This is a genomic window from Leclercia sp. M-A074-M, from assembly GCF_965195605.1.
Taxonomy (GTDB): domain Bacteria; phylum Pseudomonadota; class Gammaproteobacteria; order Enterobacterales; family Enterobacteriaceae; genus Enterobacter.
Genome location: NZ_CBDAHM010000004.1, coordinates 40,803 through 59,517 on the forward strand (window position 1 = coordinate 40,803; position 18,715 = coordinate 59,517).

Sequence of the window (18,715 nt, forward strand, 5' to 3'; positions counted from 1 at the left end):
TGAAACAGGACAAAGCTATGCAAACTCAACTGCTGATTAATGGTGAACTGGTCAACGGCGAAGGGGAAAAGCAGCCGGTCTATAACCCTGCCACCGGCGAGGTGCTGCTGGAGATCGCCGAGGCCTCTCCCGCCCAGGTGGACGCAGCCGTGCAGGCCGCGGACCGCGCGTTTGCCAGCTGGGGGCGGACCACGCCAAAAAGCCGCGCCGAGTGTCTGCTGAAGCTGGCGGATACCATTGACGCTCAGGCCGACACCTTAGCCCGGCTGGAGTCGCAGAACTGCGGCAAACCGCTGCACTGCGTGATGGGGGATGAGATTCCGGCGATTGCCGACGTGTTCCGCTTCTTTGCCGGGGCGGCGCGTACTCTGCACGGTTCGGCGGCAGGAGAATATCTGGAGGGGCACACCTCCATGATCCGCCGCGACCCGGTTGGCGTTGTCGCGTCCATTGCACCGTGGAACTATCCCCTGATGATGGCGGCGTGGAAGCTGGCGCCCGCGCTGGCGGCCGGTAACTGCGTGGTGCTGAAACCCTCTGAAATCACGCCGCTCACCGCCCTGAAGCTGGCGGAGCTGGCAAAAGATATCTTCCCGGCCGGGGTCATTAACGTGCTGTTTGGCCGGGGTAAAACCGTGGGCGACCCGCTGACCGGGCACGAAAAGGTGCGCATGGTGTCGCTCACCGGCTCTATCGCCACCGGCGAACATATCATCGGCCATACCGCCTCGACGATTAAGCGCACCCATATGGAGCTGGGCGGCAAAGCGCCGGTGATTGTCTTTGACGATGCCGATCTCGACGCGGTGGTGGAGGGGGTACGCACCTTCGGCTTCTACAACGCCGGGCAGGACTGTACCGCCGCCTGTCGTATCTACGCCCAAAAAGGGATATACGCCGCGCTGGTGGAAAAACTGGGGGCCGCGGTCGCCAGCCTGAAGATCGGCGATCCGAATGACGAGAGCACCGAACTGGGTCCGTTAAGCTCCCAGGCGCATCTCGACCGGGTGTGCAAAGCGGTGGATGAGGCGAAAGCCCTGGGACATGTACAGGTGATCACCGGCGGCAGCAAGCACGACGGTAAAGGTTACTGGTTCCAGCCCACCGTGCTGGCAGGGGCGAAGCAGGAAGATGCCATCGTCCAGCGGGAGGTGTTTGGTCCGGTGGTGAGCGTGACGCCATTCGACGACGAAGAGGAGGTGCTGAACTGGGCCAACGATTCGCAGTATGGGCTGGCCTCTTCCGTGTGGACCCAGGATGTGGGCCGCGCGCACCGCGTCAGCGCCCACCTCCAGTACGGCTGCACCTGGGTGAATACCCACTTTATGCTGGTGAGCGAAATGCCCCACGGCGGGATGAAAATGTCGGGCTACGGCAAGGACATGTCGGTGTATGGTCTGGAAGACTACACCGTGGTTCGTCATATCATGTTTAAGCACTGATCTGTGCCCAGCGCCGGTTACTGCACGGTAACCGGCGCGCAATAATATATTTTATTGAATACATTAACTTAGAAATATATTTTGCTGCCCCTTATCTCAGGGGGAAAATATATCGTTTGGTTTTATAAAATATTTCCTAAATAAAATTTTGAGCGGGCCGATAGAGTAGTCAGACCAGACAAACGGCCCTGTTCATCATGCTTGCAATTAATCATAACGAGATTGCCGGGCTCTCGCTTAAGTCCCGGAAAGCAAACACGACGATGCTTTCTCAAACCATTGAACGCCTGTCATCCGGCTTGCGTATCAATAGCGCGAAGGATGACGCGGCCGGGCAGGCCATTGCCAACCGGATGTTTTCAAATATCAATGCGGATAGCGTTATCTCCCGCGGGCTCGATGACGCCATAAGCCTGGCGCAGACGGCGGAAGGGAGCCTGAGCGATATCGGGAATATGCTGATTAAAGCCAAAAGCCTGGCGATCCAGGCGGCGAACGGCACGCTGTCGCCGTCTGACCGGGAGAGTATCAACCAGGAGTATCAGCAGATCCTGGCGACCATTACTCAGGTCTCGGAGCAGACTGAGATCTTCGGTCAATATCCGCTGGCGACCGATAAGCCGGTATTACCGCCGCAATTAATCGGCGACGTACCGCCGTTAAACAACAAATTCCCGCTAGCCGGAACCGATTATTCATTCAGTTCTGGAATTATTCCGCTGGCCTATATTCCGGCCGGGTCGACGAATATCACCATTACCATTGATTCGCTGGGTCTGGATGACGATCTACAGTTATTTACCCGGGATGGAAAACATCTCGCCGGGACACCTTTATCTGGCCCTGATGCGGATTATACCTGGGTCAGCCGCGGCATCACTGATGGCACCAAAGCCACCGCATCGGTACTGACGGCTAAAAACGGTTTTAGCAGCGGGGCGGTCTATGACGATAGCCAGCTAATTGAGGGCGGCCCGAGCTGGAGCCTCAGCGGGGAATCGCTTAACTATAACGGGATGACCATTACCTACAGCGGCGATGGCGATCGCTATGAAGATAAAGCGATTGGCGCCTGGAACGACGGGGCTAACGGTTCGAACCGCATCGAACGCATGACGCTGGATACCGTCACCGAAGATCTGCTGGTGATGGTGGTGGGGAGCGGATCCTTTACCAGCAACATTACCTGGGGAACCTTGCCGACGCCGACAATGACCCCGGCGGTTCCGCCGAAGCAGAGCCGTCCCATAGAGGTGGTGACCAGCGCCAATTTTGGGGAGCAGATGCAAACCACCACCATTGAGCCGACCCCGACGGATTTAAAGACGCTGCAGCTGGAAAATAGCGATATGGCCTCCGAGGCGGGCGCCAGAAAATGTATGGGATTACTGGATGCCGCGCTGGAGAAAGTGAGCAGCTATCGGGGGCAGTATGGCGCGATGATGAACCGGTTTGAATCCAGCAAAGCGGTGCTTTCACAGCAGGGTGTGGCGATGCAGGCCGCCCGCAGCCGCATCCAGGATGCCGACTATGCCGCCGAGGCCAGTCAGCTTGCCCGGGCGCAGATCCTGGCGCAGAGCCAGAATGCGGCCCTGAAAATGGCGAATCAGGTGCCGCAAACGGTGCTTGAACTGCTCAAAATGTAAGAAGGGAGCGGCAAACTACCAGCCGCACACCTCGTGCTCGTTTTCCGTGTCGTAGGCGCGCACGGTGTTCACCAGCTCTTTCACCACGTCGGCAGCGACATCCGGGACGAGCAGCTCCATGGGGGCATCCGTCTCGTAATCCACCGACACCCCATTGCTGTTATTGGTGACGGTAACGGTATACGTTGCTTTGCCCATGACGTTACTCCTTGTGAGTATTAACGACTTTACCCAAGCCTGCGCCATTCAGCGTCACCTCAGGGTCGGCAAAAAAGTCGATATTGAACACGGTGTCCTCGGTCATGAGTTCGATACGATGCCATTTTTGCGGCGGGGAAATACCGAAACTTCCGGCTTCAATCAACAGCTCCATATCAGATTCGGTGGCGTCGCCGTCCGGAAATCCAAAATATTTTACGGCGCCCTGCATCACGGAGAGACGGCCATAGACGCCTGCTTTGGTGTTGTGATGGGTGAAAAGCGCGGCAGGTGCAGTCTCTTTAGTCCAGAAGGGAGTAGCACGGGTATGCACAAAATTGGCAGGAATACGTAACATCGTTAGCTCCTCAGGCGTGAGAACGCCCGGCAAATTTTAGAACCTCGGGTTCAACAAAAAAATCGATATTAAAGAGGGTATCGTCACTCATCAGCTCGATGTGATGCCAGCGTTCAGGCGGGAAAACAGCAAAATGGCCGCTTTCAATGATCAATGTGGTGTCCGGATCGGGTGACGTTTCATCGGTATAACCCAGATAACGCACGGCACCCTGCATCACGCTAAGACGCGGATAAACGCCGGGACGGGTGCCGGTATCCAGATGGCGCCTGAAAAGGGCCGGTGGGGCAGTCTCTTTGTTCCAGAACGGTGTGGAACGGGTGTGTATAGAGTGTTGCGGAATACGCAGCATAACGTCCTCCCTGTGGATGAGGTCATTACAGCTCGGGTGATGGCTATTTTGTATCATAAATTGCATTTAAAATGCAACTTTAAAGGGGGGTCTTTTTCCAGGCTATACTTATCTACGCCGAAGGCCACAAAGGAGAGTCTGATGCTACAAGTCGATAAAGACAAATCCCGCAAAGTACCCGATTCGGGTAACAAAAAGCCTCAACCGGTTAAGAAGTAGAACCGGACTTCCAGGGCCGCAAAATGCGGTCCTGGTCAGCGTTTGTCCCGCCAGCTCCCGCCACAAAGTTGTAGCAAGATATACCTAACTGTTATTACCACGCAAAAAATGTGGATAATGTGTAACAAAAATACTTGATCCATATCAACATATGTCGCATATTGCGCGCGGTTATTGAACAGCACATTGGGTATTTGAAATGACGTTGTATCAAAAGATGTTAATGTTTTACGCCGTCATGGCGGCCATCAGCGCGCTTATCACCTGGTTTCTCTCTAAAGATCGCAAACGTATCCGCTTCCTGAGCGCCTTTCTGGTGGGCTCCACCTGGCCGATGAGTTTTCCGGTTGCGCTGCTGATTTCGCTTTTCTGACAACGCCCCCCGTTTTACGTTACGGCGATAGCATTCCTCTTTGATGAGCTGTATAAAAACACAGTCGTCTGAAAAGGAGTGCTTATGAACAGCTTTTATTCGCAACAGGCCCGTTGCCTGGTGCGTTGGCAGGAACTGCCCGGGAAGGGGGAACCGCTGGTCTTCATCCACGGTCTCGGCTGCGCCTCTTCCTACGAGTATCCCCGGATAGTTTGCGACCCTCAGTTCGGCTCCCGCCGGGCTATTCTTATCGATCTCCCCGGTAGTGGTTACAGTGATAAACCGGAAGCTTATACCTATCAGACCTCAGCGCAGGCGCAGGTGGTCATCGAACTGCTCAACCATTTAGCCCTAACCTCATTCTGGTTATATGGCCACAGCATGGGCGGCAGCATAGCAATAGAAACGGCTGAACTGGCCGGGGATCGTCTGTCAGGGTTGATCGTGTCTGAACCCAATTTTCATGCTGGCGGAGGCATGTTCAGCCGGGGTATCGCTGCTCAGACGGGGGAGGAGTTTGTCAGTGCCGGTTATCAGGCCATCCTGTCGGCGGAAACCTCCCCCTGGAAGGGTTGCCTCCAAAGCACTGCCCCCTGGGCAGTGTGGCGCGGAGCAACGAGCCTGGTTAATGGGGTACAGCCCAGCTGGAGCGAGCGCTATTTGCAGCTGAGTTGCCCGATATGGCTGATTTTTGGCGAGCTTTCGCTGCCGGATACCGATCTGGATGAGATGCGCCAGCAGGGTGTCGCAGTGAAAATGATCCCTGATGCTGGACATTCGATGTCGTGGGAGAACCCGTCAGCGCTGGCGAAGGCGTTGTTCGACTGTATGCATCAGGAATAGCGATCCGTCTATGACGAGCCGCAGGGTTGCAGGACAGTGCCATCAAACGTCTGTTTCAGACTAACATGATCTGCAACGCTCTGCGATCGTCATGGGTAATATCATGCGGCTGCTCTCCCTGACGGGTTAAGCGTGGCGCAGGGCTGTTAACCACTGTTTGTAGGCCGGGCAAACGCAGTGCCGTCCGGCGCAACACTGCCGGGAGGCGGCTTCGCCTTACCCGGCCTACAAAACTGCGATCGTCATGGGTAATAATATCATGCGGCTGCTCTCCCAGACGGGTTAAGCGTGGCGCAGTGCTGTTAACCACTGTTTGTAGGCCGGGCAAACGCAGTGCCGCCCGGCGCAACACTGCCGGGTGGCGGCTTCGCCTTACCCGGCCTACAAAACTGCGATCGTCATGGGTAATATCATGCGGCTGCTCTCCCAGACGGATTAAGCGTGGCGCAGTGCTGTTAACCACTGTTTGTAGGCCGGGCAAACGCAGTGCCGCCCGGCGCAACACTGCCGGGTGGCGGCTTCGCCTTATCCGGCCTAAAAAACCCGACCCGAAAGCCTGAAGGAATAAGCTGAGGGCCACCGCGAAGCGGCGATTTTCTTTGCCGGGAGCCGGGATTGTTAAGGGGCGGCGATAGCCCCCTTGACACGTTCACGGGTGACGCGGTTAACAGAGAAGCAGCGAACGCAAGGTGAACGGAACCACCTCCACTGCCGCATGTTCCCCTCACCCCACCGAGACAGGCCTGGAGTGAGGGGGGTACAGACCGCTCCTGTACCGTGTCTTACCGGCTAAGGTTCTTGCACCGTATCAGGCGAGCAAGGCCTGCAACGCTCTGCGATCGTCATGGGTAATATCATGCGGATGCTGATACCCGATGTTATCAATCGCCTGGGTATAGAGCGCCACCAGCCAGTCATAGACATAGGCCGTGGCTGCATGCACCGGCTGCTCTCCCAGACGGGTCAAGCGTGGCGCAGTGCTGTTAACCACAGGCGTGACAAACACCGGCTGCCCTTTGCGGATGCGGCTGGCCGGGCGGGCGGAAGCCGGGGTCTGAGCGTAGCCGACCCATCCCACAAAATTGCCGAGTGCGGCATGCAGCTGTGCAGCGCTGCTTTTATCGGTATCAACAATCTTTTTTAGCTGCGCCAGCAGATTCAGACGGTAGCTGGCAATCACCAGCACATCGCCAATCTGCTGCAGGATCGCGGTATCCAGCCCCAGACGGCTGGCGACGGCTTCATCCCGGCTCCACTGGCGCAGATGGTTGATCCACACCTGATGGGCCAGACGCGCTTTGTCCGTCGGCTGCAACATTTCATCGCTATCCTGGGCGCTGTCGGCAAACAGGTCGATGGCATCGGTAAACAGGCCGTTGACCTGCTCTTCGCGCGGCTGCTGCACGGCGAGCAGCGTCTCAAAGGCGCGCAGCGGCGGGAGTAATCCCTCCAGCAGCTCGCCGTGACGGGCGGCGCTCCCCTGCAGGGCACGCACCATCGCTTCGGCGGTGCCGCGCTGGGCGTCAGGATCCTGAGTCAGCGGGGCCAGATACCCCCGCATCAGCTGATGCAGTTCCCGCTGATGCTGCTGGCGTAACCCCTGCAAACGCGTCTCACGCTGGGCGGGCAGCGTCGCCTGGGATAACCACTCAATCACCCGCTGCATACTGCTGCTGTCCAGCGCCTGCAACGTTCCCCAGTGCTGACCGGGTTTGCCGAGCAGCTGTTGCACCGCTTCGTCGAGATTGGAACGGCGGGTAAAGCGCGCGTCCTGGGGCGTAATCGCCCACACCAGCCCTGGCAGGGCGGCATCGTCGCCCGGCTGGGTCGCTTTCACCCAGTTAAGCAACATTTTCGCGGTGCGGGCGGTCTGGCCGTGATGGGCAGTGGCATTGCAGATCACCAGGACATCTGGCTGTAGCTGCTGGCGATAGTGCTCCAGCAACCACTGCAGTTTCGCCTGGGCCAGCGGTGAATCGGGCTGCGCTGACGGGGCCGGAATATCAATAATATCCACTCCAGCCAGCGCGCTATTTTCTACCGGCAGGATCAGCTCCCGGGTGAGCAGGGCCAGCACGTCCAGCGGGATGCTGATGGCGTTAAGCAGCTCGCCGTTGTGCAGCGGGTGCAGTACCGCCTGCTGGACCTCCGGCAGGGCGATATCACCCCGGGTGAGGAACCCTTCGGTCGGCAGGCCAAAATTATCCACCAGCAGGCTCAGCGGCGCCGCCAGCGCCTGGGCGTGGCTGGTCTGGTGCAGAATTTGCGCCAGCTTGAGCCACTGCTGGGTCAGCTCCTGCTGTTCGCCCCACAGTAAGGACCAGACGCTTGCGCGGGTACTCAGATCCAGCGACGGCAGCAGCAGGGCAAACTGATGCCACAGGGCATCGTCCATTTGCTGGGCGGCGGCGGGCACCGTGTCGCGCCAGTAGCGGGCGATGGTGCCGACGTCGGCGGCGGTGATACCCGGTACGCTCTGAGGCTGGCGCAGGGCGCGCCATTTCTCCAGACGCGCCTCAATAACGGATTTATCCACCGCCGGGAGCGTGGCGCGGGCCAAGAACACCTGCACCAGTTCAGCTTCGGTGAGCAGGCTCAGGCGCAGCGGAAACGCGTCATCGGCCACCTCCGTTGCGGTGGGGGTAAAGCGCAACGCCATGTTGGTCAGGGCGTGGCCGGGATTGATGTGCGAAAAGTAGTCAAAGGTTCGCTGGCCGACAATCACGTTCATTCGCTGATTGTCGCTGCCGCACAGGGTGACGAGCAGGTGGGCTTTCGCCGCCTGGGAGTGACCATATAACCCGATGGTGCTCCCGGCGCTCCGCGCCCGCTGAATAGCCTTTTCCCGCGCGTCGGCCACCGCCAGTCTCGCCAGCAGGGCATCGGCGTCATTGTCGAGGAGCGGGGCGTGCTGACGCGTTGCGTTGATCCACCCGATTAATGCCTGAGTCGTGGTCGTCGTGGCTCTCATTTCAGGTATACGCTCCCGCTGTCGATCCAGTAATGGCTACCGCTGTGTCGGCGATCGGCCAGAGTATTCAGTTTAAAGGTCAGGGCATCGGCCGGGACCGGCGTACCGTCCTGTAGCCAGGCATCGCTCAGCTCAAAGGCTTCCGGACCATCCTGTTTATTGCCGCCGCAGAGCTTCAGGCGCACGTTAAGCACCCCGTCTCCGGCAATGGATTTCGCCAGCTCCGCCGAGTTAATGCTCAGGGTATAGAGCGGGGTGGCAGGCCAGCGGGCGTTCGCCAGCTGACGGAAGCCCAGCGTCACATTGCCGCGCAGCGGGAAGTGCAGGCGGGTATCCAGCTTCGCCCCCGGCTTGTCGAGGTCGATATCCTGATACCAGACGTTCTCCTCGCGCAGGGTATTTACCGTGTTATCCAGTACCCCGAGGTAGCGCACCGTGGAGTAAGCGCCGATATCCGCCGCCTTAAAGTTAAAGCGCGGCAGGCGCAGATCCAGCGCCAGGCTACAGAGCATCGCCCCAACCGCCGCGGTGGATTTCGGATTGCCAATGCGCCCCTGCTGGCTGAACGGATACCACTCATGTACCCGGTATTTGTCCAGCCACACCATCCGGCTGACTGGCACCGGCTGCAGATGGCGGATCAGCGCCTGAACGCCAGGCAGACAGCCCGGACGCCCGGTGATCAGCAGAATATCGCAGGCGTAGTGGGAGATTGCCTCTGCCACCGCATGCAGCGGTGCTGCCAGGGTAAAGTGTCCGGCCAGCATCGCGTCCTGCATTTCGCGGAAATTAACGTGCAGCGGGACGGCAAACAGGTCGAACGGTGCCGACCCGGCTGGCAGGGCGTGCTCGATGGCCTGTTGCAGGTAGTTCATCACGTTGCGCGTCGGCTTGCGGGTCAGCAGATCGCCAAAGGTGGCGTGCAGTCCGTCGAGGGGATCGTCAACGTCGCTGGCTTCCCAGGCGGCGAGGATCGCATATCCAATCGGCATAAACAGCTGTAAAGCCGTCTGCTGGCGCAGCACCGCCTGGGTGTCGATGCGCCCGGAGTCGCCAAACAGCGAGGCCATCAGCAGAGACGCGTCGGCAATGCCCGATTTCTGCAGCTGGGTTTGCAGGGCGGGCAGCACGTAGCGCTGGATCACATCCAGCAGCGTGTCATCCCCTGCGATCTTAAAGCCTTCGCGGAACAGCAGCTGCGGGGTGATCTTGACGTTACTGCCCGAACCGTCGTCGAGCTGGTAATGGGTAATGGCCATATCGGTGGTGCCACCGCCGATATCAATCGAGGCGACGCGCAGGGCCCGGCCCGGCTGACAGCCCGGCTCTGGCTCGCGATCCGGGCGGGCAAGGGCGGCGAAAAAGGCTTCGGTCTGACCGTTGTAATGGGAGATGGCTTCGTTATAGAGCCACACTAACTGGCCGCAGCTGGCCTCATCCCACTCCATCTGGATCTCCGGCACCGGCACCACGCTTTTCTCCTGCTGTTTACGGCTGGAGAAGTCCTCATCCTGCGGGTGCCAGCCCATCGCTTTCCAGACGATGGCGATGGCTTCAAACATACGGCGGCGGAATATCTCGCGCTCCTGCTTCGGCATGGCCGACGGCAGGGTGAGGATCAGGGTACGCAGCTGGCGCGGTGACGCCGGGAAGCCCAGACGCAGACGGGTGGCGACGCTGTTGATCTGCCCCAGCGCCTGCGCCAGCAGCTCGCAGAGCATGTGGGTCATCAGGGTGCTGCGGCTGTATTGCGGGGAGAAGACCGGCAGACGTTCATCCTGCGGCAGGGTGAACAGCGGCTGGCCGTCATCGTTCATCAGGTTCATCAGCGGGAAGGCGGTCGCCAGCGGTTCGCGCTGGGTTTTGCTGTTCATCTGGCTGAAACGCCAGTCCTGTACCACCGGGGTTTCATCCCACAGATAGCGGCGCGGGCTGGAGATACCGCTGTTGCCTTCGGTGCCCAGCCGCTGGGTCGCCAGCTTGCGCGCCTCGTCGCCGACGCGCACGATAGAGGGCCAGACAAAGGCGTCTTCGCGGCCGCTCTCCACCGAGAAGTGCTGCTTGCCGAAGCGGGCTTCGGAAAACTCCAGGCGGCTGGTAAACAGCGGTTCGTTGAGGAACTGCGGCTCGCTTAACGAGCGCACCTGTAGCTCGGCGGTCTGGCGCAGTCCGTCGTTGGCGTCGCCATGATCTTCAATGATCACCCCGCAGGTATGGGTGTTGCCGACATCGAGGATCAGATCCACCGGGATAGCCGGGGTGCTGAGGGTGTGGGTAACAAATTTGACTTCCGGCACCGTGAGCTGTTCCCCCAGCATCGCCAGAATGTTCAGCCAGTGCGCCTGGTATTCAAAATTGCGCATCGCCAGCTGTAAATCGCGCTCGGCGCGGTTCTCCACGCCGGTGGCGTACTGGGTGAAGGCTTCCCGCAGCCAGCCGTCAATCCAGGTCTGGTCGAGGAAGTTCGCCACCTCGTCGTCGCGCCAGGCCAACGCGAAACGGGTGCCGTTGAGAATGTCGTTCTCCACCGGCGACAGGGCGCTGGTGGCGTGGGCGGCGATCTGGCTGTCCAGCGCCAGGGTCACGCGGTGGCTGTTTCCGGCGTTGTCCGGGGTCTCCAGCTTACGCACCTGCACGCGGGCCCAGTTGTCCGGGCCTTCAACGAAGGTGCGCGGTGGGTTAAAGCGCAGGAACGGCACCGGCAGCCAGACACCGTCGAGCACCGCCAGCGACTGCTGAAGCGGAATGGTGCTTTCGGGTTTCACCACTTCTGGCTGTCCGCCGTTGGTGGCGGGCAGGGTATAGCGGCCATTCACCAGATCAAAATCGAGGCGCAGCAGGGGGCCGTTGGCGGTTTTACGCACAAACCGCCCGCTCTGGGCGGAGTCCTGCGGCGTCAGGCCAAAATCAAGAAACTGTACGCCGCTGTTCGCAATCAGCGTCACGCTCTGTTTGTAGTCGCAAAGGTTTACCAGCATAGGATCACGCACCTGCCTTCCTGAATGTCAATGGAACCACGGTCTTCGCGTCGTAGCGCGCGCTGCATTCCGCCACATCACTGGTGCCGGCCTTACAGGTAATTTCCGGCATCGGGTAGCGCGAGCCGTCAGCGCAGCGGGCATGGCCCCGGGTTTTGATCAGCAGCTCGCCGTTGCTGTGCAGCCCGGAGAAGACCTCCACGCGGCAGACCACGTTGTCGCCGTGCACCACGCGGGCAGTGCCTTTGTTGTTCTGGATTTGATAGCGCAGTGAAGGCGGCTTGCCGGTGATCGGATCGGTGACATCCAGCATGACCCGCCAGCTACCGTTGAGAAAACGGGTTGAACCGGCTTTCACCTGCCCGGCGTCCATGACCAGCGCATCTTTCGGGATGGCGGCAATCACCACCGGTTCCGCAGGGGCTGGCTCTTCGGCTTTAACGGCCACCACTTCAGCCTGATGCAGCGGCAGATTCAGTGGCAGAGGCTCAACCGCGGCAACGGGTTTGGGCTCAATCGCCACCGGGGCAGCAACAGCGGTTTTGACCGGCTCGGCGACAGGTGCCTGTTTCGGCCACAGCAGCGGGGCGGCAACGGCGGCCACCACCACGGCGGCAACCGGCAGCGGCCACAGCGGAACGCGACGTTTTTTCGCCTGCACCACCGGCGCGGCAGGCTCCGGTTTTGGCTCTGGCTCGCTGGCGCTCATTACCGGCGCGGACTGCGCTTCGTAGAGGTCATTGGCGGTGATCTTCACCGTCGCCGGGGCGGCAACCAGCGGTTCATCGGCTTTTTCGAAAACGATGGCCGGGGCCGTTTCAGGCTCGGGGTCGGGCTCAGCCACCGGCGCGGGCATCGGGTCCGGCAGCAGCGAGGCGCGCAGGCAGTCGAGAATATCCTCCCGCGCGTTTTCATTGAGGTTCACAAAACCCCAGAAGGTGATCACCGGCTTGCCATCAACCAGGAAGAGGAAGTTTTCACCGGGGAACTGAAATGCTTTGGAAAGCAGGGAACCAAACAGCTGCTGGGCGGTTTTTGGCGACTGAAGCGATTTTTTGCTCAGGGATTCGACACTCGACAGGGTGCCTTCCAGCAGGCGCAGCGCCCGAAAACGCGCATCTTCATCGGCGGCTTTCCAGCTTTTAACGGCGCCCTCAACCGGTGAGTACCAGTCCACCCGGTCGCCCTCGTCATTGACCTGCGGAATGGCAAGGCAATCGACAATGGCTTGCTGTTTGCGCAGACGCAGCGCCTCACGGATTTGCAATGCTGATTCAAAAACGGCCTGTCCGCCGCCGCCAACGGCCTGAAAATCATCCAGATTGCCGCTGCGTAAAAGGGTTTTTGCCACGATTTGGTCCCATAGACTTTTTCACGCGTCTACTTTACGAAATCTGCCGGCAAACAAACGGCAGAAGAGACGGCAAAAGGGGCGATTTCTTGCAGCATTGCGGCGGTCGAAAGTGCTTGACGTTGAATGTACCTTAAGGCAAATCGCCGTCTGGCGATTGGCGGGAAAATCAGCGGAAATAACTGCTTTAGAATAACCTGATAGTGTTTCGTTATTTGCCTGTGGGCAGGTGCTGTGCTGTTATTATCGTTCTATATAATAAAACCAAACAGGTAATTAACATGTCTACAGGGAAAACTCTTCTTGCGCTGGCGTTAAGCGCATTACTGCCAGCGGGTGCCGCATGGGCGGCCAATAACGATACCATTATCTACTGCTCTGAAGCGTCACCGGAGTCGTTTAACCCGCAGATCGCCAGCTCCGGCCCGAGCTTCGTTGCCAGCTCACAGGTGCTCTATAACCGCCTGATTAACTTCGATCCGGTCAAAAATACCCCGGTGCCTTCACTGGCTGAATCCTGGACCATTTCGCCGGATGGCAAAACCTATACTTTTACCCTGCGCAAAGGGGTGAAGTTCAACAGCAACAAATTCTTTAAACCGACCCGCGATTTTAACGCCGATGACGTTATTTTCTCGGTAATGCGTCAGAAAGACCCTAACCATCCATACCACAACGTCTCTCAGGGCAACTACGAATACTTTAACGACGTCGGCCTGGATAAGCTGATCCAGGAGGTGAAGAAGATCGACGACAACCACGTGCAGTTTGTGCTGAGCGAACCGAACGCCGCCTTCCTCGCCGACTGGGGGATGGACTTCGCCTCGATCCTGTCGGCGGAATATGCCGACGCGATGCTGAAAAAAGGCACCCCGGAAAATGTCGATACCTGGCCGATCGGCACCGGACCGTACGTGCTCCAGCAGTATAAGGTTGACTCCCTTATCCGCTATATCGCCAATCCGAACTACTGGGATGGCGCGGTGCCGACCAAACACCTGATCTTCTCCATCACCCCGAACGTCGAAACCCGCCTCGCCAAGCTGCAAACCAACGAGTGCCAGATTATTCCTGCCCCATCGCCGGTGCAGTTTGAGGTGATCAAGAAGAACAAAGACCTGACCCTGCACAGCGTCGATGCGCTGAACGTCGGCTATCTGGCGTTTAACACCGAGAAAAAACCGTTTGATAACGTGCTGGTGCGCCAGGCCCTGAACTACGCCACCGACAAAAAGGCCATTATCAACGCGGTATTTATGGGCTCCGGCACGGTGGCAAAATCGCCGATCCCGCCGAATATGATGGGCTTTAATAAAGATGTGCAGGACTACAGCTACGATCCGGAAAAAGCGAAAGCGCTGCTGAAACAGGCGGGGCTGGAGCAGGGCGCGGAAGTGACCCTCTGGTCGATGCCGGTACAACGCCCTTACAACCCAAACTCGCGCCGCATTGCGGAGATGATCCAGAGCGACTGGGCGAAGGTGGGTGTTAAAGCGAAAATCGTCTCCTATGAGTGGGGCGAATACCTCTCCGGCATGCGTAAAGGCGAGCACGACAGCGCCCTGTTTGGCTGGATGTCGGATAACGGCGACCCGGATAACTTTGCCGACGTGCTGCTGGGGTGCGACAGCATCAAAACCGGCTCCAATGCTGCACGCTGGTGCGACAAGGGCTATGATGACCTGGTGCAGAAGGCGAAGCTCACCAGCGATCCCGCCGCGCGTGCGAAGCTCTACAACCAGGCGCAGGAGATCTTCTATCAGCAGGCACCGTGGATTGCGCTGGCCAACGGCAAAACCTTCTTTGCTACCCGCAGCAATATTAGCGGATACAGCGTGAGCCTGATGGGAAGTGATTTCTCGAAGGCGAAAGTAAACTGACAGAGCGCCCGGTGGCGGCTGCGCCTTACCCGGCCTGCTTATGGCACCCGTAGGCCCGGCAAGCGTAGCGCCGCCGGGCAAGCTGAGAAGGAGTGACAATGTCACATTTAGAGGATGTTACCGCCCGCGTTGACGCGACGATAGCCGAAAGCGTGATTGCACATATGAATGAACTGCTGATCGAGCTTAGCGAGGATAGCGAGTTAACCCGTGAAGATCGCTATACCCAGCAGCAGCGCCTGCGTAACGCCATCGCTCACCACGGTAAACAGTACAAAGAGGACCAGGAGGCCCGCCATGACAGCCTGACCAAAGGCGGGGTGATCCTCTGATTCAGAACTGGCGTCTGGCCACCAGCCAGGCGCCAACCACCAGCAGCACCGCGCCGCATACCGGGCCGATCAGGGCCTTGAGCGGCACCCCCTGACTGCGCACCACATCCATCACCAGACCCCCGATTAACTGGCTGGCAACCAGCACGGCGATGGTCGTCGCGGCCCCGACATACTGATAGCCGCTGATGCTGGCGAAGACAAAAAATGAGCCCAGCAGGCCGGGAATTAAGGTCCACCAGCGCACGGTGTGAACCAGCTCGCTGAACCCGGCGACGCCGTTTTTAATCAGCAAAATCGAGACAAACAAGACGATCCCCACCAGCGAGTTGAGCAGCATGGCGATAAGAATAGTGCTTGAGGTCTGGGTGATGCGTACCATCAGGGTATTCTGCACCACCAACCCAATGCCCGCCGCCACCAGAAATACCAGCGTCAGGGTCTGGTTCATCCGATGTTATCCGGTTCGCTGCGCTCATCGAGCTGAAGCTGCATAAAGGTCAGATCCAGCCAGCGGCCAAACTTAGTCCCCACCTGCGGCATCTGGCCAGTGGTGACAAAACCTAACGTCTCATGCAGATGAACAGAGGCATGATTCTGCGCTTCGATCCCGGCCACCATCACGTGCTTGCCGATGCGTCGGGCCTCAACAATCAGCTGTTCCATCAGCGCCCGCCCGATGCCTTTGCCCTGATGATCCGGATGCACATACACCGAATGCTCAACCGTATGACGGAACCCGTCAAAGGCGCGCCAGTCGCCGAAAGAGGCATATCCCGTGACCACGCCATCATGCTCGCTGACCAGCACCGGATAGCCCATCAGCTGGCGCGCCTCGAACCAGGCGATGCGGTTATCGGTGTCCACGGTGGTGTCGTTCCAGATGGCGGCGGTATGCAGTACGGCGTGGTTATAGATCTCGCCGATAGCGGCGCAATCCTCTTTAGTGGCGTGACGAATAAGCATCTGAAACCTCGGGGTGTGTTGTTCACTATAGTGGTACGCAGTGTCACAATATTACACAAACAGTCGCTGAAAACGCTACGGCATAACACATATCTTTTCGTTATGAGAAATGCCGGTTGTAATCCATTACTTTGTCTATAGTATGGCGTGATGAATATTCTGTCAGACAATATGAATCAACGGATCAGCGCGCGCATTCGGCTTGAACGCGAGTCGCGCGGATGGTCCCTGAGCGAGCTTGCCGAGCGGGCGGGCGTGTCGCGGGCGATGATCCATAAAATCGAACGCGGCGACAGCAGCCCGACCGCCACCTTGCTGGCCCGTCTCTCTGGCGCGTTTGGCATTAGCATGTCGACCCTTATCGCCCGCGCCGAGATGCAGGAGGGCAAGCTGCTGCGCTTTGAAAGCCAGCCTGTCTGGCGCGACCCACAAACCCACTATCTGCGTCGACACGTCTCGCCGCGTACCGATCTGCCTATCGACCTGGTGCAGGTTGAATTGCCCGGCAACAGCGATGTACCGATGCCCGCCTCCTCTTATGCCCTTGCGCGCCAGCTTATCTGGCTTCAGTCGGGGGAGCTGGTGTTTCAGGAGGGGGATACCCGCCATGAAATGCGGGCCGGAGATTGTCTGGAATTAGGCCCGCCGAACGACTGCCGGTTTATTAACGAAAGCGGCGAGCCGTGCGTCTACCTTGTCGTCAGGCTTAACCAGTCCGGCTCATAATGTTAAAGCGGGCAGGGGAAGATGAGGCTAGGCTCTAAGGACGTTTCTATAAAAAGGAGTGAGGTATGAGTCAATCTTCAACGCAAAATCGTCAATGGGTTCTGGCTTCTCGTCCCCATGGTGCCCCCACCGCTGATAACTTTCGTTTAGAAACCACCGACATCCCTCAGCCCGCCGACGGCCAGCTTCTGCTGCGCACGATGTGGCTCTCTCTTGACCCTTATATGCGTGGCCGCATGAGCGATGCGCCATCTTATTCGCCGCCGGTAGAGATCGGTGCCGTAATGGTGGGCGGCACCGTCAGCCGCGTTGAGGCCTCGAACCACCCTGACTATCAGCCGGGTGAATGGGTGCTCGGCTACAGCGGCTGGCAGGAGTATGAACTCTCCGACGGCAACGGGCTGGTGAAACTGGGTGAGAACCCGGAGCACCCTTCATGGTCGTTAGGTATTCTGGGCATGCCAGGTTTTACCGCCTACATGGGACTGCTGGATATCGGCCAACCGAAAGCGGGTGAGACCCTGGTAGTGGCCGCGGCGACCGGCCCGGTAGGTTCCACCGTTGGGCAGATTGGCAAGCTGAAAGGTTGCCGGGTGGTAGGCGTTGCCGGTGGGGCGGAGAAGTGCCGTCACGCCACCGAGGTGCTGGGCTTCGACCAGTGCCTGGATCATCACGCTGACGACTTTGCCGAACAGCTTAAACAGGCGTGTCCGCAGGGGATTGATATTTACTACGAAAATGTCGGCGGTAAAGTGTTTGACGCGGTGCTGCCGCTGCTAAATACCGCCGCGCGCGTGCCGGTGTGCGGTCTGGTGAGCGGATATAACGCCACCGACCTGCCGCCAGGGCCGGATCGTCTCGGGTTGCTGATGGGCACCATCCTGAAAAAACGCATCCGCATGCAGGGGTTCATCATCAACCAGGATTACGGCCACCGCATCGAAGAGTTTCAGCAGCAGATGGGGCAGTGGGTCAAAGAGGGCAACATCCACTATCGCGAACAGGTGACGGATGGCCTGGAAAATGCGCCCGATGCGCTGATTGGCCTGCTGGAGGGAAAAAACTTCGGTAAAGTCGTGATACGTGTCGCGAACAATAACGAATAGTACCAGGTATGGCGGATTATTCCGCCATACTAAACTGTGCAAATTCCAAAATAACGTCTTTAATTATACAGGCATAGAATAAACGAAACGCGGTATACAAATCGGGGTCTATTATTTTTTCAATCACACAAAGTTATGATTGAAGGTTATCTTTTGACGTAAATCAGGCATGCGATACAGGATATATCAAATACTCAGCGGTCCTTATTTAACCGTCTGTGAAATATAGTTAAGTGTGGGTAACAGGAATAGAACATGCTGGATTTGGATAATTTAGAAAAAGCTCAACGAATGAGTCTGACGATGCAGGTTGAGGTGAGTCTGAAAAGCGCGCTGATTGCCGGCGCGTTAAAGCCAGGCGCACGGCTCGTCACCAAAGATATTGCGGATAAACTCGGTACCAGTATTACTCCTGTTCGTGAAGCGCTGCTGCGGTTGGTCTCCGCGGGCGCGCTGCACGCGACCCCGGCGCAGGCTTTTCTGGTGCCGGAAGTCAGTTTAGAGCGTTATAGCGAAGTCAATGCCATCCGTAAGGAGCTGGAATGCATGGCTGTCGCGGCGGCATGCAATCAAATGTCCGACGAGAAGTTAGAGACGCTGCGCGATCTTTCAGAAAAATTTCACGAGGCGATGAGCAATGGTGAGGTGGAGCGGGCGCTTCACACCAACCGTGCTTTTCGTTTTACGCTCTATCATTATGCCGATATGCCCACGCTGATGTCGCTTATCGAACAGCTTTGGGTGCGCATAGGGCCTTGCTTCAACTGTCTGTACAATCCAGACATTGTGCTGCCGAGCCGCTCCTATCGTTATGATGAACTGCTTGATGCCCTTGCGAAGGGCGATCAGGAGGCCAGCCGTGCGGCGATTGATAAAGTGATCGACGAAGCGAATGAGATATTAATCAGGCAGTTTGTGAACTAACCGCGCCATAAATAAACGAAGCGGTAATTTCACTAAATATGACCTGTTCT

Annotated in this window: 18 protein-coding genes; 9 read left to right on the forward strand and 9 right to left on the reverse strand. The window is 58.2% G+C overall.

Annotation, left to right across the window (positions count from 1 at the left end; all coding sequences use genetic code 11):
• The first annotated feature begins 17 nt into the window (after window positions 1-17).
• Both patD and ACOKCT_RS09820 read left to right on the forward strand, forming a co-directional pair.
• Window positions 18-1,442 carry an aminobutyraldehyde dehydrogenase gene (gene patD, locus ACOKCT_RS09815; RefSeq protein WP_156654556.1) on the forward strand — a complete coding sequence of 475 codons (1,425 nt, stop codon included), beginning with the start codon at window positions 18-20 and terminating at the stop codon, window positions 1,440-1,442.
• Between the two features lie 197 nt (window positions 1,443-1,639).
• The gene (locus tag ACOKCT_RS09820) at window positions 1,640-3,088 is read left to right on the forward strand and encodes a flagellin (RefSeq protein WP_420193412.1); all 1,449 of its coding nucleotides are present in this window, start codon (window positions 1,640-1,642) and stop codon (window positions 3,086-3,088) included.
• 15 nt (window positions 3,089-3,103) lie between these two features.
• Here the strand turns inward: ACOKCT_RS09820 and ACOKCT_RS09825 are convergent, their stop codons facing one another.
• Genes ACOKCT_RS09825 through ACOKCT_RS09835 form a run of 3 tightly spaced genes read right to left on the reverse strand, consistent with a single transcriptional unit; the run spans window position 3,104 to window position 3,996 of the window.
• Window positions 3,104-3,286 (reverse strand): DUF1869 domain-containing protein, encoded by a 183-nt coding sequence (locus ACOKCT_RS09825; RefSeq protein WP_103179704.1) that lies wholly within the window; start codon window positions 3,284-3,286, stop codon window positions 3,104-3,106.
• A gap of 4 nt (window positions 3,287-3,290) precedes the next feature.
• A complete protein-coding gene (locus ACOKCT_RS09830) occupies window positions 3,291-3,644 on the reverse strand; it encodes a DUF1971 domain-containing protein (protein WP_156654553.1) in 354 nt (117 codons plus the stop codon).
• Window positions 3,645-3,654: 10 nt separating this feature from the next.
• Window positions 3,655-3,996 (reverse strand): DUF1971 domain-containing protein, encoded by a 342-nt coding sequence (locus ACOKCT_RS09835; protein ID WP_159339354.1) that lies wholly within the window; start codon window positions 3,994-3,996, stop codon window positions 3,655-3,657.
• A gap of 418 nt (window positions 3,997-4,414) precedes the next feature.
• On the opposite strand from ACOKCT_RS09835, the gene ACOKCT_RS09840 reads away from it, so the two are divergent.
• Together ACOKCT_RS09840 and ACOKCT_RS09845 are read left to right on the forward strand one after the other, a co-directional pair.
• Window positions 4,415-4,588 carry a GhoT/OrtT family toxin gene (locus ACOKCT_RS09840; RefSeq protein WP_032610845.1) on the forward strand — a complete coding sequence of 58 codons (174 nt, stop codon included), beginning with the start codon at window positions 4,415-4,417 and terminating at the stop codon, window positions 4,586-4,588.
• A gap of 84 nt (window positions 4,589-4,672) precedes the next feature.
• Window positions 4,673-5,431, forward strand: a complete 759-nt coding sequence (locus tag ACOKCT_RS09845; protein WP_420193413.1) for an alpha/beta fold hydrolase — start codon at window positions 4,673-4,675, stop codon at window positions 5,429-5,431.
• 55 nt (window positions 5,432-5,486) lie between these two features.
• Here the strand turns inward: ACOKCT_RS09845 and ACOKCT_RS09850 are convergent, their stop codons facing one another.
• From ACOKCT_RS09850 to ACOKCT_RS09865, 4 genes are all read right to left on the reverse strand, one after another.
• Window positions 5,487-5,894: a hypothetical protein gene (locus ACOKCT_RS09850; RefSeq protein WP_420193414.1), complete on the reverse strand. Its 408-nt coding sequence runs from the start codon at window positions 5,892-5,894 to the stop codon at window positions 5,487-5,489.
• A 345-nt stretch (window positions 5,895-6,239) separates the two neighbouring features.
• Entirely contained in the window at window positions 6,240-8,402 is a 2,163-nt protein-coding gene (locus ACOKCT_RS09855; protein ID WP_420193415.1) for a virulence factor SrfC family protein, read from the reverse strand.
• Window positions 8,399-11,380 carry a virulence factor SrfB gene (locus ACOKCT_RS09860; protein ID WP_263951668.1) on the reverse strand — a complete coding sequence of 994 codons (2,982 nt, stop codon included), beginning with the start codon at window positions 11,378-11,380 and terminating at the stop codon, window positions 8,399-8,401. Before ACOKCT_RS09860 ends, ACOKCT_RS09855 begins: the two co-directional genes overlap by 4 nt.
• Window positions 11,381-11,384: 4 nt before the next feature.
• Window positions 11,385-12,731 (reverse strand): SrfA family protein, encoded by a 1,347-nt coding sequence (locus tag ACOKCT_RS09865; protein ID WP_159339352.1) that lies wholly within the window; start codon window positions 12,729-12,731, stop codon window positions 11,385-11,387.
• Window positions 12,732-13,012: 281 nt separating this feature from the next.
• Between ACOKCT_RS09865 and ACOKCT_RS09870 the strand changes: the two genes are divergently transcribed.
• Both ACOKCT_RS09870 and ACOKCT_RS09875 read left to right on the forward strand, forming a co-directional pair.
• Entirely contained in the window at window positions 13,013-14,611 is a 1,599-nt protein-coding gene (locus ACOKCT_RS09870; protein ID WP_159339351.1) for an ABC transporter substrate-binding protein, read from the forward strand.
• A 98-nt stretch (window positions 14,612-14,709) separates the two neighbouring features.
• Window positions 14,710-14,943 carry a YdcY family protein gene (locus ACOKCT_RS09875; RefSeq protein WP_156238843.1) on the forward strand — a complete coding sequence of 78 codons (234 nt, stop codon included), beginning with the start codon at window positions 14,710-14,712 and terminating at the stop codon, window positions 14,941-14,943.
• Window position 14,944: 1 nt separating this feature from the next.
• Here ACOKCT_RS09875 and ACOKCT_RS09880 read toward each other — a convergent pair whose 3' ends face one another.
• Together ACOKCT_RS09880 and ACOKCT_RS09885 are read right to left on the reverse strand one after the other, a co-directional pair.
• The gene (locus ACOKCT_RS09880) at window positions 14,945-15,394 is read right to left on the reverse strand and encodes a DMT family transporter (RefSeq protein WP_103822045.1); all 450 of its coding nucleotides are present in this window, start codon (window positions 15,392-15,394) and stop codon (window positions 14,945-14,947) included.
• A complete protein-coding gene (locus tag ACOKCT_RS09885) occupies window positions 15,391-15,909 on the reverse strand; it encodes a GNAT family N-acetyltransferase (protein ID WP_103179695.1) in 519 nt (172 codons plus the stop codon). The genes ACOKCT_RS09880 and ACOKCT_RS09885 overlap by 4 nt, the downstream gene beginning before the upstream one ends.
• Before the next feature lie 150 nt (window positions 15,910-16,059).
• Here ACOKCT_RS09885 and ACOKCT_RS09890 point away from each other — a divergent pair, with 150 nt between their 5' ends.
• The 3 genes from ACOKCT_RS09890 to ACOKCT_RS09900 all read left to right on the forward strand — a co-directional run bounded on the left by ACOKCT_RS09890 (window position 16,060) and on the right by ACOKCT_RS09900 (window position 18,665).
• Window positions 16,060-16,635 carry a helix-turn-helix domain-containing protein gene (locus ACOKCT_RS09890; RefSeq protein WP_103822044.1) on the forward strand — a complete coding sequence of 192 codons (576 nt, stop codon included), beginning with the start codon at window positions 16,060-16,062 and terminating at the stop codon, window positions 16,633-16,635.
• Between the two features lie 65 nt (window positions 16,636-16,700).
• Window positions 16,701-17,741: an NADP-dependent oxidoreductase gene (locus ACOKCT_RS09895; RefSeq protein ID WP_103179693.1), complete on the forward strand. Its 1,041-nt coding sequence runs from the start codon at window positions 16,701-16,703 to the stop codon at window positions 17,739-17,741.
• 255 nt (window positions 17,742-17,996) lie between these two features.
• Window positions 17,997-18,665: a GntR family transcriptional regulator gene (locus ACOKCT_RS09900; protein ID WP_103179692.1), complete on the forward strand. Its 669-nt coding sequence runs from the start codon at window positions 17,997-17,999 to the stop codon at window positions 18,663-18,665.
• Window positions 18,666-18,715 lie beyond the last annotated feature (50 nt).

Excerpts from the sequence above, each read along its gene's own strand:
- patD (WP_156654556.1), top strand. The coding sequence starts at position 18 with ATGCAAACTCAACTGCTGATTAATGGTGAACTGGTCAACGGCGAAGGG.
- ACOKCT_RS09820 (WP_420193412.1), top strand. The coding sequence starts at position 1,640 with ATGCTTGCAATTAATCATAACGAGATTGCCGGGCTCTCGCTTAAGTCC.
- ACOKCT_RS09825 (WP_103179704.1), bottom strand. The coding sequence starts at position 3,286 with ATGGGCAAAGCAACGTATACCGTTACCGTCACCAATAACAGCAATGGG.
- ACOKCT_RS09830 (WP_156654553.1), bottom strand. The coding sequence starts at position 3,644 with ATGTTACGTATTCCTGCCAATTTTGTGCATACCCGTGCTACTCCCTTC.
- ACOKCT_RS09835 (WP_159339354.1), bottom strand. The coding sequence starts at position 3,996 with ATGCTGCGTATTCCGCAACACTCTATACACACCCGTTCCACACCGTTC.
- ACOKCT_RS09840 (WP_032610845.1), top strand. The coding sequence starts at position 4,415 with ATGACGTTGTATCAAAAGATGTTAATGTTTTACGCCGTCATGGCGGCC.
- ACOKCT_RS09845 (WP_420193413.1), top strand. The coding sequence starts at position 4,673 with ATGAACAGCTTTTATTCGCAACAGGCCCGTTGCCTGGTGCGTTGGCAG.
- ACOKCT_RS09855 (WP_420193415.1), bottom strand. The coding sequence starts at position 8,402 with ATGAGAGCCACGACGACCACGACTCAGGCATTAATCGGGTGGATCAAC.
- ACOKCT_RS09860 (WP_263951668.1), bottom strand. The coding sequence starts at position 11,380 with ATGCTGGTAAACCTTTGCGACTACAAACAGAGCGTGACGCTGATTGCG.
- ACOKCT_RS09870 (WP_159339351.1), top strand. The coding sequence starts at position 13,013 with ATGTCTACAGGGAAAACTCTTCTTGCGCTGGCGTTAAGCGCATTACTG.
- ACOKCT_RS09875 (WP_156238843.1), top strand. The coding sequence starts at position 14,710 with ATGTCACATTTAGAGGATGTTACCGCCCGCGTTGACGCGACGATAGCC.
- ACOKCT_RS09880 (WP_103822045.1), bottom strand. The coding sequence starts at position 15,394 with ATGAACCAGACCCTGACGCTGGTATTTCTGGTGGCGGCGGGCATTGGG.
- ACOKCT_RS09885 (WP_103179695.1), bottom strand. The coding sequence starts at position 15,909 with ATGCTTATTCGTCACGCCACTAAAGAGGATTGCGCCGCTATCGGCGAG.
- ACOKCT_RS09890 (WP_103822044.1), top strand. The coding sequence starts at position 16,060 with ATGAATATTCTGTCAGACAATATGAATCAACGGATCAGCGCGCGCATT.
- ACOKCT_RS09895 (WP_103179693.1), top strand. The coding sequence starts at position 16,701 with ATGAGTCAATCTTCAACGCAAAATCGTCAATGGGTTCTGGCTTCTCGT.
- ACOKCT_RS09900 (WP_103179692.1), top strand. The coding sequence starts at position 17,997 with ATGCTGGATTTGGATAATTTAGAAAAAGCTCAACGAATGAGTCTGACG.